The sequence below is a fragment of the Pseudomonas sp. B21-012 genome, from assembly GCF_024749305.1.
Taxonomy (GTDB): domain Bacteria; phylum Pseudomonadota; class Gammaproteobacteria; order Pseudomonadales; family Pseudomonadaceae; genus Aquipseudomonas.
The window spans coordinates 2,156,105-2,171,394 of sequence record NZ_CP087197.1; the positions used below are offsets into that span (position 1 = coordinate 2,156,105).

10 protein-coding genes and 1 pseudogene are annotated in these 15,290 nt (G+C 52.3%); 1 reads left to right on the forward strand and 10 read right to left on the reverse strand.

Annotated elements, in window-relative coordinates; translation table 11 throughout:
- Positions 1-14: 14 nt before the first annotated feature.
- From LOY37_RS09885 to LOY37_RS09905, 5 genes and pseudogenes are all read right to left on the reverse strand, one after another.
- Positions 15-794, reverse strand: a pseudogene (locus LOY37_RS09885) (integrase); the annotation flags it as partial.
- Positions 795-951: 157 nt separating this feature from the next.
- Entirely contained in the window at positions 952-1,656 is a 705-nt protein-coding gene (locus LOY37_RS09890; protein ID WP_258716744.1) for a hypothetical protein, read from the reverse strand.
- A complete protein-coding gene (locus tag LOY37_RS09895; protein ID WP_258716745.1) occupies positions 1,634-7,882 on the reverse strand; it encodes an NACHT domain-containing protein in 6,249 nt (2,082 codons plus the stop codon). The genes LOY37_RS09890 and LOY37_RS09895 overlap by 23 nt, the downstream gene beginning before the upstream one ends.
- A 664-nt stretch (positions 7,883-8,546) precedes the next feature.
- Entirely contained in the window at positions 8,547-9,473 is a 927-nt protein-coding gene (locus LOY37_RS09900; RefSeq protein WP_258716746.1) for a DUF4868 domain-containing protein, read from the reverse strand.
- Between the two features lie 2 nt (positions 9,474-9,475).
- Positions 9,476-10,069 carry a hypothetical protein gene (locus tag LOY37_RS09905; protein ID WP_258716747.1) on the reverse strand — a complete coding sequence of 198 codons (594 nt, stop codon included), beginning with the start codon at positions 10,067-10,069 and terminating at the stop codon, positions 9,476-9,478.
- A gap of 208 nt (positions 10,070-10,277) precedes the next feature.
- Here LOY37_RS09905 and LOY37_RS09910 point away from each other — a divergent pair.
- A protein-coding gene (locus LOY37_RS09910; protein WP_258609500.1) for an IS5 family transposase occupies positions 10,278-11,134 on the forward strand; the annotation gives its coding sequence in 2 pieces (ribosomal slippage) (positions 10,278-10,626 and positions 10,626-11,134; 858 coding nt in all).
- A gap of 102 nt (positions 11,135-11,236) precedes the next feature.
- On the opposite strand, the gene LOY37_RS09915 is transcribed toward LOY37_RS09910, so the two are convergent.
- From LOY37_RS09915 to LOY37_RS09935, 5 genes are all read right to left on the reverse strand, one after another.
- On the reverse strand, positions 11,237-11,581 hold the full coding sequence (locus tag LOY37_RS09915) for a hypothetical protein (protein ID WP_258716748.1): 345 nt from the start codon (positions 11,579-11,581) through the stop codon (positions 11,237-11,239).
- A gap of 320 nt (positions 11,582-11,901) precedes the next feature.
- Positions 11,902-12,765, reverse strand: a complete 864-nt coding sequence (locus LOY37_RS09920) for a hypothetical protein (RefSeq protein ID WP_258716749.1) — start codon at positions 12,763-12,765, stop codon at positions 11,902-11,904.
- Between the two features lie 324 nt (positions 12,766-13,089).
- On the reverse strand, positions 13,090-13,932 hold the full coding sequence (locus LOY37_RS09925; RefSeq protein ID WP_309475551.1) for an IS3 family transposase: 843 nt from the start codon (positions 13,930-13,932) through the stop codon (positions 13,090-13,092).
- Positions 13,929-14,237 (reverse strand): transposase, encoded by a 309-nt coding sequence (locus LOY37_RS09930; RefSeq protein ID WP_258715417.1) that lies wholly within the window; start codon positions 14,235-14,237, stop codon positions 13,929-13,931. The genes LOY37_RS09925 and LOY37_RS09930 overlap by 4 nt, the downstream gene beginning before the upstream one ends.
- Positions 14,238-14,462: 225 nt before the next feature.
- Positions 14,463-15,161 (reverse strand): hypothetical protein, encoded by a 699-nt coding sequence (locus tag LOY37_RS09935; protein WP_258716750.1) that lies wholly within the window; start codon positions 15,159-15,161, stop codon positions 14,463-14,465.
- Positions 15,162-15,290 lie beyond the last annotated feature (129 nt).

Here is a 15,290-nt window from a genome sequence, read left to right on the forward strand (position 1 = left end):
TAAAAGATGTTTAATCGGGTTGGTTTCACGATCTCCCCGACGCGGCGGTAAACGGTCTGCGTGATCCGCTTATCGGTGTGCCCTAGTAGCCTACTCGCGTGCGCCAGGTCTTCAATTTCGCTCGCTGCTTTGGGGCGGATATCGCGAAACTGGAATTGACGAATGCTGACGGCCAGGACGCTATCAAGGTCTTCCATCGCTTTGGCGGCCGCCTTGAATCTAGCATCATCAAAGCGAAGGCGTAGCATCGCTGGCGTCACGTTGCGGCCGTCCTCTGTCACGATTAGGTACGGGTTGCGAACCCCTCGCGCCTTGCGTTGGCTCAGAAGGCGCTCAACCAGTATCCCCAGCTGGCTGGTCTCTGTTTCCGACTCAAGACGTATCCTCAGTTTTTTTGTCGTTTTGCCCTGGGCGAATTGCAGAAAACCATCAACCACGTCTGTCGCCCGGGTGGCCAGTACATCAGCTGGGCGTTGACCGGTCAGATAGCCCAAGTCCATTGCATCGCGCAGCTCGGAAGTGGCGTGTTTGTACACCGCATCCCAGATCGCCGGTCCTGCATAGAAGTCCCGAGGAGTCTCCTTGTTCTTGCGGATACCGGTCGCTGGGTTTGGGCGGTCAGTAATGCCCCACTCCCTTGCCATGTTGAAAATGTGAGAGAGAAGGGCGATCTCTCGATTCGCCCTAACCTTGCCTGTCCGTCTATCTCGATACTGGGCAAGTACTTGAGGTGTAATCAGCTCCATCGGGGCATCATCGAAGGCTTTGCGCAGCTGTTTGAGCTCGGCCAGGTCGCACACTGGGTGTCCCTGACCGGCAGAAAGCGACCCAAAGCTGAGATTTGCGAAGGGCAGTTATCGGCCAAAAGCGGTCAGTCCCGAACGACTGCTCTCGACCCACATCGGACAATGTGAACGCGAATTTTCATGCAGCGCCAGCGACTATAGTGATTCATAGCTCGTCTTGAGGATCGAGGCCGGTGTCAAGCTGCTCACGAAGCTCGGTAGCTACGGTGCTGGCCAGCATGGAAAATTTTTCGAGTTTGGCGATTTTGTCGCTTAGGCTTTTCTTTCTGGCTATTTCCGTTTTTTCTTCGCGGTCAGCATCGTCGGAGTACAAGCGCTCCAGCAAAAAATCGATGGTCTGTCGATCAGGTTCTGCTTCTACACCCGCCTTCAGTGCAGCCTCCACCCATGACTGCGCTTGGGGCGCTGCCGCTGCACCTGCGGTCCGCAGTGCATGTTGGATGAGCACTCGCGCGGAGTAATCGAGGCTGAAAGCGAGCTCCAGCCAGTGACGGGTAGGCTCATCAATGGCATCCAGCGCTGCCTCTCTCAAATTAGGCCGAAAATAGCGATAGTCATCCCCGCGTTCGACATCCAGCGCCGCCAGTGTTCTGGTGATTGGCTCAATTTCCTGGAACGGCCTCAAGTGGGCGGGTAACGTATTCCGGTGCCCCCAGAGAGTAAGGATGGCTTTTGCACATTCGTCGCGCATCGCTGAGGTAGCTTGCACGGGATTACTCTCGATCGCGTCGATACGGGCCGAGATGTCATGCGCCATCCATTGGCCAAGGAGGTCGTCGGCAAGCCCAAGCTTCGCGACCAAGCGCTTGCCGAGTTCCAGTACTGCTTTAGAGTGGGTGCTTGATTGCATCGCGGTCCATTAGGTAGTAACGCACATAGGGGGCTGGATAGGGTTCAAACTCTTCGCCTTTTTGGCGGTTACGAGGGGGGACTCGTCTAACCGAAACGCTGAACACCAAGCAATCCAATGGATACCTTTCGAGCAACGACTGGACGAATGCCGGATTACCACTCAGGCGCGTGCCTTTTACACGATCTGCCTCGCGTCCATATCCTACAGCCTGAGCCCAGGACTCACTACGCAATTGCCCGCCGGATTCGGAGCTCCACCACCGCCCATCCTCTGATACATGAAGCCCAAGATCTTCAATTGCTGCGGCACCGGGCGAAACTGCAGGATAACCAATCTCGGCAGCCCACGGATCGTATTCGTCCAAGCCTAGGGAGTATCCGTCGTGTGCGATCCAACCTTTCAGGGAAAAATCGCCGATCGTTTGCAGCTCATAGTGATTGGTAGACGGCAGAGAAAATGTATCGAGTTGCGGCGCGGTTTGAAGGGCTGCAATCAATGCATGGGCGCCGGTTCGAGACACTAGCGCGCTTCGGATGGATACCATCTCTCTATTGTCCTGGTCCCCAGTGCTCCAATATCCCCAAAATACATGCAGACCGTCGTCGGTGAGCGAGTGCTGGTCGAGATAATCACGGGTTACTCGCCAGCACCAATCATTATCGGAATAACGCTCCTTCGTTGGCGGTCGCAATACAAGCGGCGGGTCTCTGCGATCAGCAAGCCAGCCACCATCCGGGCGGGTGAGCAAATGCTCACTCAGCCACTGGTCAAATTGATTTTTTGTATTGTCACTTTCGTGCCGAATGGCTCGCTGCTCCAAAAGAGTAGATGCGATGATCATCATTGCGTGATACGCATGATATGCGCAAAGGTCGTCCGTTTGAGGCATGCTGCCGTGAGAGTGCATGGTTTCACGCTCTACAAAAACCTTTCTGGTGTAGCGCGCATCATCTCTTGACCAACCTGTAGGGTCTCCGAACCGGTCGTGGATGACCTGGCGGGCACGGACTTCCATCGCGCTCTCACTAACCCCAAACGCTTTGCCGAGAGGCGCGAGCCAGTGCGGGCCTATGTCGACACCGAAATAGTAGCGCTCGTCATTTCCAACAGTGGTGTTAGTCAGGTTGTCGTCATCCGCATCGAGCTCATCCCAGCCGCTGTAAATCTTTGGCGGAAGGTGGGGCGTATTAACAGAGTCGAGATCGGGGTCGACAACCTTTGTGATCAAGCCCGCATCCTGTGCCAGACGCAGTGCCTGTGCAGAGAATGCACGCAAAAGTACATGCTCTTCGTTCAAGCAAGTATGGAGGAAGGGGAGAAATGGGATGAGGCTTTGGACATTCTCACGCCCGCCCCGGACCAAGCCGATCAGCATCCACTGCCGAGCATGCCATTCGTAGAACTCCAATCCCTGATCAACGAAGGATGAGGCTGTCCTTGCTAGTGCGCAGCGCTCAAGTGCATCCATCAGCTCGAGCCACGACAGTTCAGAACATGCTCGCACGACATGCGCAAACTCCCACCGCGTAGCTGCAACTGGCGACCCCAGCCCTGCCCAGATATAACCCGCAAGCGCATCGACACAGTTTGCGGGCGTACATAGTTTTTCAGACCAAGGCCCATCACCATCTTCTGGGCGCAAGGCGTCCTCAAGCAAATCGAGTCCGTAATTCAAAGCTTCACTCGCCTCAATGGCGTTTAGAAATGAAGCTACCGGCTCAATCAGCTGAAATAGTCCACCAGCGCCTAACTTGTCAGCATGCATCGCAAAGCCTTCTACGGTGGCCTGCGCGATATCTTGATCGGTGATTATCCCTGACGCGACTATCTTCTCAAACGGCAGTAAGCTTCCCCATCCGTGGCGACCCGCACACTCAGGCTCACGCTTACATACGCAGCGCACAGCTTCACGCAAAGCTATTTTTGAAGACACCATCCGTAACGCTGTATCTGGAATTGCATCGAGCAAATAGCGTAATTCAAATACGCCGAAATCGACCCAGGCCGTGACCGCCTGGATGAATCCGGGCATCCCCGCGAGCCCGACATGACGAATCCCCTCACGAAAAAATTCGTCGAACTGGTACGGCGTGTCGTATGTTTTGAGATCGGCGTACGCAGTCCTCAATGCTGAAGAATCCGCCATGTCAGTCCCGTCGAAAAAGTGTAACCAATCTGGTGTCCTTCTGACGATGGATTCGTATTGCGGGGTCTCAGCCGCAGCCTTTTCTGTGCGATGAGCTGCAGATGCGGCCCGGCTGTCCTCCCACAAACGCTGAGCATCCGGTAATTCGAGATCAACATCGCGACCAATCTTGATTAATGCCTGCCAAGCGTCTGGCATATGAGACTGTGTGCGAAGGTACCGGTAGGCAATTTGCGTAACCGTGCGGGCATCGAATGCCGACTTCGGGTCATCAAGCGTGGTCTGTAGGTCTTTCACTCTACCCCAGTGAGCATCGATCCCTGCGAGCGCTACTGGAGTGATGGTTGGAAGATGGCCTCGGCTCACAAGGTGATTGATGGCTACCGGAAGCAATCGATCCTCATCGCCAAATCGACGATCCCTCCAGCGGCTCAAAATTGCAAGTGCTGATGAGGAACATAGTTCGGCGAGCGCCTCTACAGTCCCATTCCAGTCAAAGTGCTTATCGCGAGCGACAAACTCGTATGTCAACTCGGCTACCCGGGATAAGCGATAGGCTGCCTCAGGCTTTGATTCCGTGGATGAAGCTGCCTGGGCCAGAAAGAGCATTGCCGTCCAGCGAGATAAATTCTCATCACCGATTCGACTTGCGATTTCGACGGCTCGGTTGAAGTAGGCATTCGCCTCCGATGGGCTTAACGGCAGAATGGCACGAGCCAGACGCACGTATGCATTTGTTCGTGTTTCCGCGTCGTCACGCAGTTGCTCCAGAGCTTCATAGGCGGCGAAGGCAAAATCGAATGAGAGGTGAGTCAGCGCTTGGGTTCGAGCAGCAAGACGGCATAAGGTCGTCAGGGTTTCTGGCCACAGCGGCAGTTCTCGGTTATTGATCCAGTCCTGTAACGCCGAGTGGTGTTGCGAACTCACGGCCGGTGAGTCGCGCAAGATTCGAATCCATTCAATAGCAGCGGCTTGACGAATCGTCGAGTGGCGTTGATAGTCGCGGGATTCTGCATTTGTGATGGCTTGAATCGCGGCGGCAATGTGTGCTCCCAGATCAGAAGGACATCGACCACAGCTGATTTTCACTGAAAGTGTTATCCATGGAAGCAGTCCGCCAACGTCACGCTTGAATACCTCTGTTTCACGGCTTTGTCCGTAAGACTTATTTTTAGTTAGCTGTTGGCGCACCTCGGTAGGGGCTAACTCGATCAGAGTTAGCTCAATCCCGCGCAGCTCAGCTTCGAGCGCATAAGCACGGATCATCGGAGCACGTTCAGATCCGTATGATTCGGATAGTAGATTAGGAGGCGACTGGGGTAGATAGCGCTGAATAATCGCTACCCAAGTTTCACGATCAATCGGAAGGGTTCGCATTGCAAGTGAAAGCGCCGCTTGCACCGCATGCAGCACCTCCCATTGCTCGTCCCAGCCCTTGGATTCTGGCAATTTCACACGTCGATCGGCCAGGAGACGGATGAGCCGTGCCAGCGGCTGGGCAGGAAAGTTTACGCCGGCATGTGCTACTTCACTGGCAAGGCCGAGAAGAAGCCAGACATCATTTCCTGCAGCATGCGCCAAGGCCTCAAGATCTGCGTACTCGCCCAGATCTATCAGTCTCTGAGCAATGGACTTGCCGCTCATCATCGCGAGGTGCCGGAACTTCCAGCGTCTCAAAAATCGCGCAGCGGCTTCGGGGCCTTGGAGTCGAAGCGTCGCTAATGTAATTTCGGCTCTATCGGCGTTTGTAACATGTTCGCGTGGACCGTCATCAGAGACGCTTCTTGCCCACGCATATAACCAGTCCATCGCCATCCGCAGCCGGCTCGAGGCTTCGGCAGTGAACTCCTTGATTCCTGATAACAGGCACGCATCATAGGCATGGTGCGACCCCATCCAAGTGGACTCGAAGATTCGTCGTGAAACGAGCTCGTTGACTCGATCTGGTGGCATTAAACGCGCAGCGATATCTGTGTTTTCTTGAATCAGCTTTGTCTGCCGTGCCTCTCCTGCGTTTTCTCCCGCAGCCTTTAGCGCCAGTTTCGCTGCAGGCAGGTAGCGTCCCTGTTCAAGGCAGGCCTTGAGAGCGAACGTCAAGCGCTGCAGCTCGACATCACGACGTTCGAGGGGTTTTGCTTCGGGCAACCCTTCTCCGGAAAGCGCAAGATCGATTAGCTCATCCATCCGTCCTGCTGCCAGGAGGATCTGGGGAAGCGTCGATGCGACGTAGGAGCTTTCACTGGCAAGCGGACGCAGGCGATTTAGGAACTGGTTCAAACCGTCTGCATCCGGTTTGAATGTTTCGTGAAACCAAGTTTCTGCAGGTTCGTCGAGAAAATGGAGGCTTTCGCCTTTCACGAAAAGTGGTCTGCCAAGGTCAAGCGCGAACGATCGCACGGCGCTTTCCGAAGTGCCGGAAATCCTTGCGAGGACTCTTACCGGCACGAGAGGGCGCAGGACTGCCAAGCCCTGGCAAATGAAGTCGATTTGATCGGATTCAACTCCGGCCTGATCTTTCAGTTTATCGACCGCACATTGCAGCAATTCCCCGATCGCACGCTCCACGGATGTAGGCTCTGGTCCCAACTGCTTGAGCATCTCCAGAATGGGTAACCGCCGCTCAAGTGCCAGAGCCTGAACTCGCGGATTTGAGCTGCTCAAAAATGCGAATTCGGCAACTTCGGCATCTGTAGCCTCAAGATAGCGAGTTCGTAGATGCTGTGCAGTTTCAACCTCATTGAAAGGCTTTAGCTCTACCTGTGTGCTATCCAGGGGAGCGTTCAGGCGATGTCGTCGATGAGTCCTGCAGGTAAAAACCAGGCGTACTCCATCGGGCATCGGCGTTCGTATTAGATCTTTGACAAAGGCCTGATCGTTGAGCTCCTCGGCTGCCATCTCCGCGTTGTCAGCAGCGTCTATGATCAGGCAAAGACTTGCGTCTGCTTTTTCAGCTCGCAATATTCCGATCGCCTGGGTAAGTCGGCTACAAAATGCCTGCATGAATTGCTTGGAGTCAGCAAGGGGGGAGGGAATTAGCGGATGGCAAAGTCCTCGCGCCGCAAGCTCGTTCGAAATCTGCACCAAGGCATCACGTTGACGATGTCTATAGTGCAGCGCATTGCGGTATAGCCCATCGCCGAAGCAGTCGTACAACACCGACTCCGAGCCATTAGGCATTGAAGTAGCCAGCCGCTGAGCCAGAATCGACTTTCCTACGCCGCCATCTGCATGAACGATTACTGGGTGTGCGGAATGCAGGATGGCCTCAAGAATCTCGTCTTCCTGCTCTCGCGCGAAGACATTCTCCGGACGAACAATTTGGCAGGGTGCCGGTAGGAGTACCAGCTCGCTCACTTTTAGAGCTCGAAGAACATCATGTCGCCGGATTGCAGGGTCTTTTGTAAATTCGCTGCCAGCCTTGCGCGTGACAAGCTCCTTCAACAGAACTGGAGCATCGTAATCGGCGTCCGCAAGATATCTGGCGACATCTTGGGACAACAGATTTCGCTGCGTCCACAGGCTCGGTTCTTCCCCATCAAATGAAAATAAACTGAAGAAGTCGCTGTTCTGCGTGCCGGAAAGCTCTGAATACCCCAGCAGCGTCTTTTCAATGGAGGAATGGCGCGCCCTGGTGCCTTTGGCCAGGTCTTGGAGTGCTTCTTTCAGCCTAGGATCGATGGGCCGGTTGGTGGTGAACTCGAAGCGAAATTTTTGCTTCATTTCAGCAACGGAAAATTGCTCGAGAAGTTTTTTATACCGTTTGGTGAACCCACGCAGAGTCTTGCTCAGCCCGCCAGCCTGCCACGGTTCCACAACCTGCCGCGTTGAGTGCTTGAGCTGTATGTAGCGAACACATCGGGCTTTCATTAGCGTTTCTGAGCCATAATAGAGCCCAACGTCGATGAGGTCGATGCCTTGCTCAATCTCCCCATCACCTTCATCAGCCGACGGGCCTTCGACGGTGACTGCTTTTAGGTCGCTTGAACCCGGCAACAAGGCCAGACACTGCCTTGCTGCCCAGTGATAGTGGAACTGATCCCCATCGCGGCTTGGTCGAACCAAATCCTTGTCTGCCATTTTACTTCTCACCACCCTTGTATGGCGCGAAGCTTACCGCAACCGGGCATCCATTAGGGTGCCACAGATTGCCGTCTTAATCGGAAGGCTCGTAGGAGTGTCGTCATCTTAGTAGGACGACCAAATTCTCCACATCATGGTTGTCCACCATTGAGATAACTGGAGGGACAGGGCTTCAGAAAGATCAGCAATCGCCTGTTCACGGACGCTGTCCGGCAGGCTTGTCCGGTTGTCGGTTGGGTAATTTATGGTGGTGTGTAAAGTACGGAGTCGGGTGTGTAAAGTACGAAACACCGGCGGACAGGTTCAGCCAATGTGTTGCATCCACCGGTTGAATCCACAGCCAATAGCAGGCCTTGGTGGAGTCTGGAAAACCGAGGGTGGCTCACTTTTTACGGCCGCTGTGATCGAGATCAGGCTGCTTGGAGGTATTACCGGACTGAGCTTGGGCTGCGCCACGAACCCATTCCTCCCGCGACCTCGTATGTAGTCCCCATTGTCATCATGAGCGGGGCGACTCCGGATTGTGCAACTGCTTGCCTGCTCCTCTGAAAGTGAACTGATCTACGTCAGGAGGACTTTGGGGCCGAGGCTTGAGAAGTTTTACCGTCCGGCCATAGGGTAATTATCAAAAGGAGAACATGTGGCCCTCCCTCATCAACACTCACATCCCTGTTTCAGCGGTGTTCTGAACGTCATAGATCTTTTCAGAAAAGTGAGATTTCAGTCGGTGATCCAGTAGTGCTTTGAAAATATCAGGGCAGCTTTCTGGCGTAGGCGCGATTTTTCCGTCAACTTGGAAGGGGATGTTTAGGCCAAAATTAGCGTACTCCCGTCGCAGATTACCCATGAATCTTGCGTCGAGATAATGGCCCTTCATCTTGATGGCTGACGCTCTGCGAAGCTGCATGGCATTTGTCCCAACGTAGGCGCTCACTGCGTCGGTAGTGGTGAAAAGCGCTTGGAAATCAGCCTGTGCTAGGAGCTGAGTAAAGTCATCCTGGTGGGCGGCCTTGTGGCTCAATATCGATTCAAAGCTGGGTTTGTGTTTGATGAATATGGTGTCTTCCAGCACCGCCATGTCGAAGTCCTTCGCGATGTGAAAGCTGGGCGCTTCATCAAGTTTCAGCGTTTTGGATTTGAAAAAGGTGTGAATGGCACCAGCTCGCTTCTTGGTCTTCCATGTGGAATCCGTCTTGCGCACGCAGTACAGATTGCCCTGAACGCTGGAGAATTTCACCACGTAGAATTCGGCGTTGGCCAGCTCTTCCATTTTGGAGATTCGCTTGGCTGGAGTCTGGTCATGCGACTCTGCGACGAACTTGGCTGCATGGGTTTCGTCCTGCGGAATTGTGAGCGCACTCGATTGATTGTTTTCAGCGAGCAACCCGTATTCAAGCGTTTCGGTGAGCGCCGCTTTGAAGGCTGCTGCCGTCGACTTCAATGCCAGTTTGAGCTCGTTATCCAGGCTTACCCATTTGCCCGTGTATTTGGGCTCTGGTGGCGTGCCTTTTGTGTATCGCTTGAATATCCAGAAATTGACTGTTGCTTGTTCGAGATCAAAATCGTGTAGATCCTGCAGCACTGCCATGGCTAATCCCTTTTTACTATGACTTCTTGAATGAATTCGACGTCGATGGTGGCGTTGGCGGCGGGCTTGAACTCAGTTTTGGCCAAGGCTTTATCTACGCGCTCAGTTGGGCTGTTCTGGTAGGTGTATTTGATCTCGTACAGCTTCCAGCCCAGGATAATCAGAATTGGATTGAGGACGACTTGACCGGTTTTGTAGGATAGCCAAAAGATCCAGGTCATGAATAGCGCAAAGCCCAACACTTTGGTCAATTGTGAGTATTCAAGACTCATGAATGAGACGATGTAGGGCACTACGTAGTTGATGAGGTCGGTTGGAATTTGTTTTGACTCAATGATAGTAATGCTCTGAGGTTCTTGCTTACACCAGATCACAAAGGCTGTGACTAGAAAGCAAACTAGGCAGCAGAGAGCAAATCCAATCGAAAGGCCAGAATTGTTGAAAGGGAGTTCGCACTCCGACGACATCTGCCAAAGCGTTGAGCAAAAAGGCTTACTGAAGAGCTCGACCTTCAAGTCCTGGACCAACAGGATAATGCTGAGCGGAAGGTAGGAGCCCAGGAAAATTGCTGCGGCGAATACTAACCTGAGTTCCATTATGCATCCCTGCTAGAGCGGGGCGAATTCATCCGGCCCGTGGCGCGAAAATTATGGAAATCAGGATAACGGCGATCACTGGCTGATGCTAGTGGCATTATGCTCCAGCAAACTAGGTTCTGTACGAAATCCCGAGAAACCCAATCGACGTCCCTCGGAAGCTGAAGTTTTGTAGAGTTTCCAGCCATCTACGGAAAGGAATCCTGTGATGGCAAAGCGTTACGAACTCTCGGATGAGGCTTGGGCTGTGGTCGCTGATCTCTTCACCGAAACCCATGGCCGGGGGCGGCCCCGCCTGAGTGACCGCCTGATGCTCAATGGCGTGCTCTGGGTGCTCTGCTCAGGCGCAGCGTGGCGAGATATGCCGGAACGCTTCGGCCCGTGGTCAACGGTGTATCAACGGTTTCGGGGCTGGCGAAACCAGGGGGCATTTGATCAGATGCTCAAACGTTTGCACCTGAGATTGAATGAGCAAGGCCTGATCGATGTGCAAACCTGGATGATCGACTCAACCGCAGTACGTGCAACCCGAGCCTCTTCTGGCGCCGGGAAAAAAGGGGGCCTGACGAGCCTGCCGATCACGCTCTAGGCCGCAGTCGCGGTGGCCTGACAACCAAAATCCACATGCTCTGCGACGCCAACGGGACACCGTTGCGCTTCCTCCTCTCTGGCGGTCAAGCCAGTGACATCAGCTATGCCCAACCCCTGTTGGACGAGGTCAGCATTCCATCGAGCCAACGTGGCCGCCCGCGTAAGCGCTGTAAATGGCTGCTTGCCGACAAGGGCTACGACGCCGAAGCGCTCCGCCGTTACTGCGACCAATATCGAATGCAACCCGTCATCCCGCTGCGTTCGATGAAACGCAAACCCAAGCCTGGCTTACCAAGACTGTTTGATCGGCCCAAGTACCGACAACGCAACATCATCGAGCGCATGTTTGGCTGGCTGAAAGAGAACCGACGGATCGTGACGCGCTTCGACAAGCTCGCGAAAAGCTATGCCGCTATGGTCTCGCTGGCTTGTTCCATACGGTGTTTGCGACATCTTTTTTCGTACAGAACCTAGCATTCGCCTCAGTCTTGAGTCTCGCCGCATCCGTAAAAACTGAAGCCGACAAGCCCAGGCGAGGTGGGCTTGTCATAGAAATCACTAAGCAGCGACGCTAGCTCACCTAAAAGTGCCGTATTTATTCTTAGCCACATTTACAGAATAAGTATGCGCCTCATCAATGCGGCGATACAGACTGTCCGTATAGGGGACCTTCACATACAGATAGTCGTCTTTCGTTATAATGCATACTGTATCAGGTCTGGTTTCTTTAAATGCATCCGACCCAAAAAGCTCGGCCAAGCCTCGCGCAGCGGGGATCCATGAGTCTGGATGATCTTTAGGCTTTTCGCGTTTAACTTGAGTTATATTGCTTGCTGGAAATATGTAATCCTTCCCGCTACTTCTAATCAGTTTGATCATCCCCTTGTCCGAGATTTGGATGTCATCAAAATACTGGGCCATACATACTCCTTTATATATCCGGATTTTGGTTTGTTTATGTTTGCGCTGTGTGACAGGTTGGATTTTATCCATATACTACACCCAGTGGAAAGTCGGCTCCCCGAGCCTTGCCCAGTTCGCCATGTACTACCTCTCCAGGGAGACGCTGATTTCCATGGTAGCTCCGAGTGGCTGCAATGGGTCGATAGCTGCCAGTCGCGACTGACCGCTGCCGACCCATTGCAGACCCTCGCGAGGGCCTGCATACGGCCACAAGCTGACGTTCACTGAAGACGGCTCAGAGTCAAAAAATATTCGCCCCTTGCTTGGAGCAAGCTTATTTAGCGCCATCGACCTTTTGCGGTGAAGTTAATTTGGCCGGAGCCGGGGTCCACATGCATCATTATTTCTTGAGGGGGCTCAATAAATACACTAGGAAAACCCCATTGAATCGGTGGCTGGACAATCTCATTGCTAACACTTGCAAAAGCAACTCGCATTCCACTCCTGCTTTTCATTAATTTTACATAGTTGCTGTCGCAACTCTTGCCGCCATATATCAATCTTTCCTCGGGGAAGCTGTCAAGATATTTTAGGTAATCAATAAAGTTATTTTGCTTTGCGATATCCCCTGCCAGATATTCAATAGAGGCGTCTATGTTTGTTTTGTCGCAGAAAAACGTATAGTTAATACACCAGAGGTCTTTAGTTGGTTCATTTTTCAATGGAATCGACCATTTAATCAGTGGTAAGGACCTTAAAGGAACTATTCCGCATCTTTCAACTTCGCTCCCGAACAATGAAGAAATAACTGTGGATTTAGCTTCATCAAAGATGACACATACTGGAGCATTGATTTTAGGCTCAAATTTCGCCAAATCGTTAAATTCTTTACTTAGGAATATACTTCTTTTCTCGTCGAATATGATTTCGCCTTGACTAACGCACCCGCGAAACATGAACCCGCTGGCCACGCCCAATTCCAAGAAGAAATGAATTGCCCCTATGAAATTGTTAACGGATGCAACATTTTCGATGTCATGGGATACTAGAAGTATTGAATCAGAAACAATTTCTGATATTTCGAAGTTACTGCCTGGACCTTCATAGTCGTCGGGCACTCCGAAGAATACTTTGTTTTTTGCTGTGTCCACAAATTGAGAGTACTTAGTGTAGATCTCTTCAATTCCAAATTTCTCAATCATGGCGGAATAGCCAAGGACATCTAGAAAGCATATCAATCTATTTTTGTAATGTTTCAAAGTGCACCTTGTAAAAATTATTAGTTCGAGTGCCCATTTCGAGCACTTGTATTGATACACTACCGTTTCGGCAGCATAGTGTCCATCGAACGCTTCTGCGCCACTGCCCTAGGTCCGGTCGTCCGCTCTTGGCCAGAAGCAGACGATCAGGAGTCTCGATGGAGCTAGAAATCTCTTATCCGATTCACGGGTGACAAAAAAGCTCCGAAGGGCCTTCTCGGGGGCCTTATGTTCTGGTCAAGTTTTACCGGACACCGATTACGGTGATCAAGCTGCCAACTGCTCCATTGCTATTGGCGACAGGTAGTTGTTGTAGCTATGGAGCCTGATTTGGTTGTAGCGCAAGAAGAAGCTGGTCATGTCCTGTCTGGCTTCTTCGATCGTTGCATAGCCCTTGGCGGGCACCCATTCTGATTTGAGCGTGCCAAATAAGCGCTCCGTTGGTGCGTTATCCCAGCATTGGCCTCTGCGGCTCATGCTTTGGGTTATGCCATGCTCAAGCAGTTCGGATTGGAAGCGTTGGCTGGTGTATTGGCAGCCTTGATCCGAATGAAACACCAAGCCCGCATGTTTGCCTCGTACTCCCACCGCCATTCCCAAGGCCTTGCTGACCAGGTGGGCATCATTGATCAGAGAAAATGACCAGCCAATGACCCGCCGGGCGAACAGGTCAATGACCACGGCCAAGTGATACCAGCGCTTCCCAATCATCAGGCTGGTTACGTCACCGCACCACACCTGATTGATTGCTGTGGGCTGGAAGTTGCGTTCAAGGACATTCTTGGCCACAAATGCTTCTACACCTCTGGAGCGATATTGGTGGCGACGGCGCTGTCTGCTGGTCAGGTTCGCTTCTGCCATAAGTCTTCCAGCTAGATACCTTCCAACCTTTAGCTGCTGGGCCTTCAAATACTGAGAAATCATTCTCGCACCAGCACTTTCCCTGCTTTCAGCATGCAATTGCACGACCTTTGCCCTGAGCGCATCACGCTCGGTATTGGGTACCGAGCGGCGATCGAGCCAGTCATAAAACGCACTGCGGGAAACGCCCAGAGCGCTGCAAAGCTGGCTGGTCGGATACGAGCCTGACTCTCTCAGCTCCTCGATCAGGAAAAACGATCGGGATCCGACATCAAGAGAGCGGTAGCTTTTTTTAGGATTTCGGCCTCGGTCTCTAAACGTTTGATCTTGGCGCGTAACTGCTGGAGCTCCCGCTGCTCATCGCTGATTGACTTGGTACCTGGCACTGGTTGCCCTTTCTGACGCTCTTTACGAACCTGGTCTACCCAGCGGCGCAGAGCTGTGGGGCCGACGTCCATTGATGCGCAGACCTCGGGAACCGAGCAGTTGTCGTCAAGAACCATGCTTGCAGCACGTTGCTTGAACTCGCGGGTATAAGTCTTTCGTTCTTGCATGGAACCTCCTGGTTGGGCGAATCATATCGCCCTTAAGAGGTGTCCGGGATCATTAGGCCAGTTCATTACTCCGCCTTACTCCGCCTTACTCCGCGTTACGCCGACGGGAGCAGACTAACAGATTAGGAAGGTGCAACAAATACGGCCTCTTGCAGTTAAGAGGATATGGCTTGCCCATTGAGCAAAGCCTTCCAACTATTGCTTTGCACCCTTTAAAATCTGATTTTATTTAAATTTGAACGTCTTCAGAGCAGAGCCGTACTTAGCTTTAAAACTGTTCGAGATAGGAGCATCAGGAATTATCTCCAGTATCTCCTGCATAATTTCAATCGCCGCCCTTCTTGCCCACCCCACTAAACTCTCATTATCCAGCATAAAAATCCACGAAATAGGGGTTCTCTCATCGGTGATAACACCAAGTCTCAGCAGTTCTTTGAGTACTTTAGGATGATCGGAAGCACAATTGTTTTCATTCAATGAAATTTCATCTGACTTTATGTGAATTAGATCGTTTCTGAGTCCGACCAGTCGCTTAAAGTTCTTGAACGACTCATCTTCGCCTTTTTTCCAGTCAGGATTCAAATGTTTTATTACCGTTTCGTATTTGTCGGTTAGTCGCACTCGCTCCTTTTCATTACTATCTATCAAGCTCTCCAGATGGCGCTCGCTCAACTGGCAACACTCCATCCGGCCGTCGACCATAGCTCCACCACCATAGTATCTTGGCTCCGGATTAAAATTTAAAAGCGAACGTTTCGGCGTGTACGGACGAAGCTGAGAAATTGCTTGATAATAGGATTTCAAATCTTCAAGAAAAGCTTCCGTCGCCATCGCACACAATGCAACGTGAACTGTACCATCAATATGCTTAATCTTTTCAGACTTTTCTAGCAAGATAATTCCGTGAAAAGGGAGTGACTTCATACTCATAGTCCTTTATGCGTGGATGGGATCATGGATCTAACATTTATCTCTTCGGGCGATACCGCGCGGCTGGTTTAGCAAGAAGTATTAGTACGTTAACAGGAGTGCCTTCCTGACGTGCCCCGACCT

Excerpts from the sequence above, each read along its gene's own strand:
- LOY37_RS09915 (WP_258716748.1), bottom strand. The coding sequence starts at position 11,581 with ATGGCCCAGTATTTTGATGACATCCAAATCTCGGACAAGGGGATGATC.
- LOY37_RS09930 (WP_258715417.1), bottom strand. The coding sequence starts at position 14,237 with ATGCAAGAACGAAAGACTTATACCCGCGAGTTCAAGCAACGTGCTGCA.
- LOY37_RS09900 (WP_258716746.1), bottom strand. The coding sequence starts at position 9,473 with ATGGCAGTGCTGCAGGATCTACACGATTTTGATCTCGAACAAGCAACA.
- LOY37_RS09905 (WP_258716747.1), bottom strand. The coding sequence starts at position 10,069 with ATGGAACTCAGGTTAGTATTCGCCGCAGCAATTTTCCTGGGCTCCTAC.
- LOY37_RS09935 (WP_258716750.1), bottom strand. The coding sequence starts at position 15,161 with ATGAAGTCACTCCCTTTTCACGGAATTATCTTGCTAGAAAAGTCTGAA.
- LOY37_RS09890 (WP_258716744.1), bottom strand. The coding sequence starts at position 1,656 with ATGCAATCAAGCACCCACTCTAAAGCAGTACTGGAACTCGGCAAGCGC.
- LOY37_RS09895 (WP_258716745.1), bottom strand. The coding sequence starts at position 7,882 with ATGGCAGACAAGGATTTGGTTCGACCAAGCCGCGATGGGGATCAGTTC.
- LOY37_RS09920 (WP_258716749.1), bottom strand. The coding sequence starts at position 12,765 with ATGATTGAGAAATTTGGAATTGAAGAGATCTACACTAAGTACTCTCAA.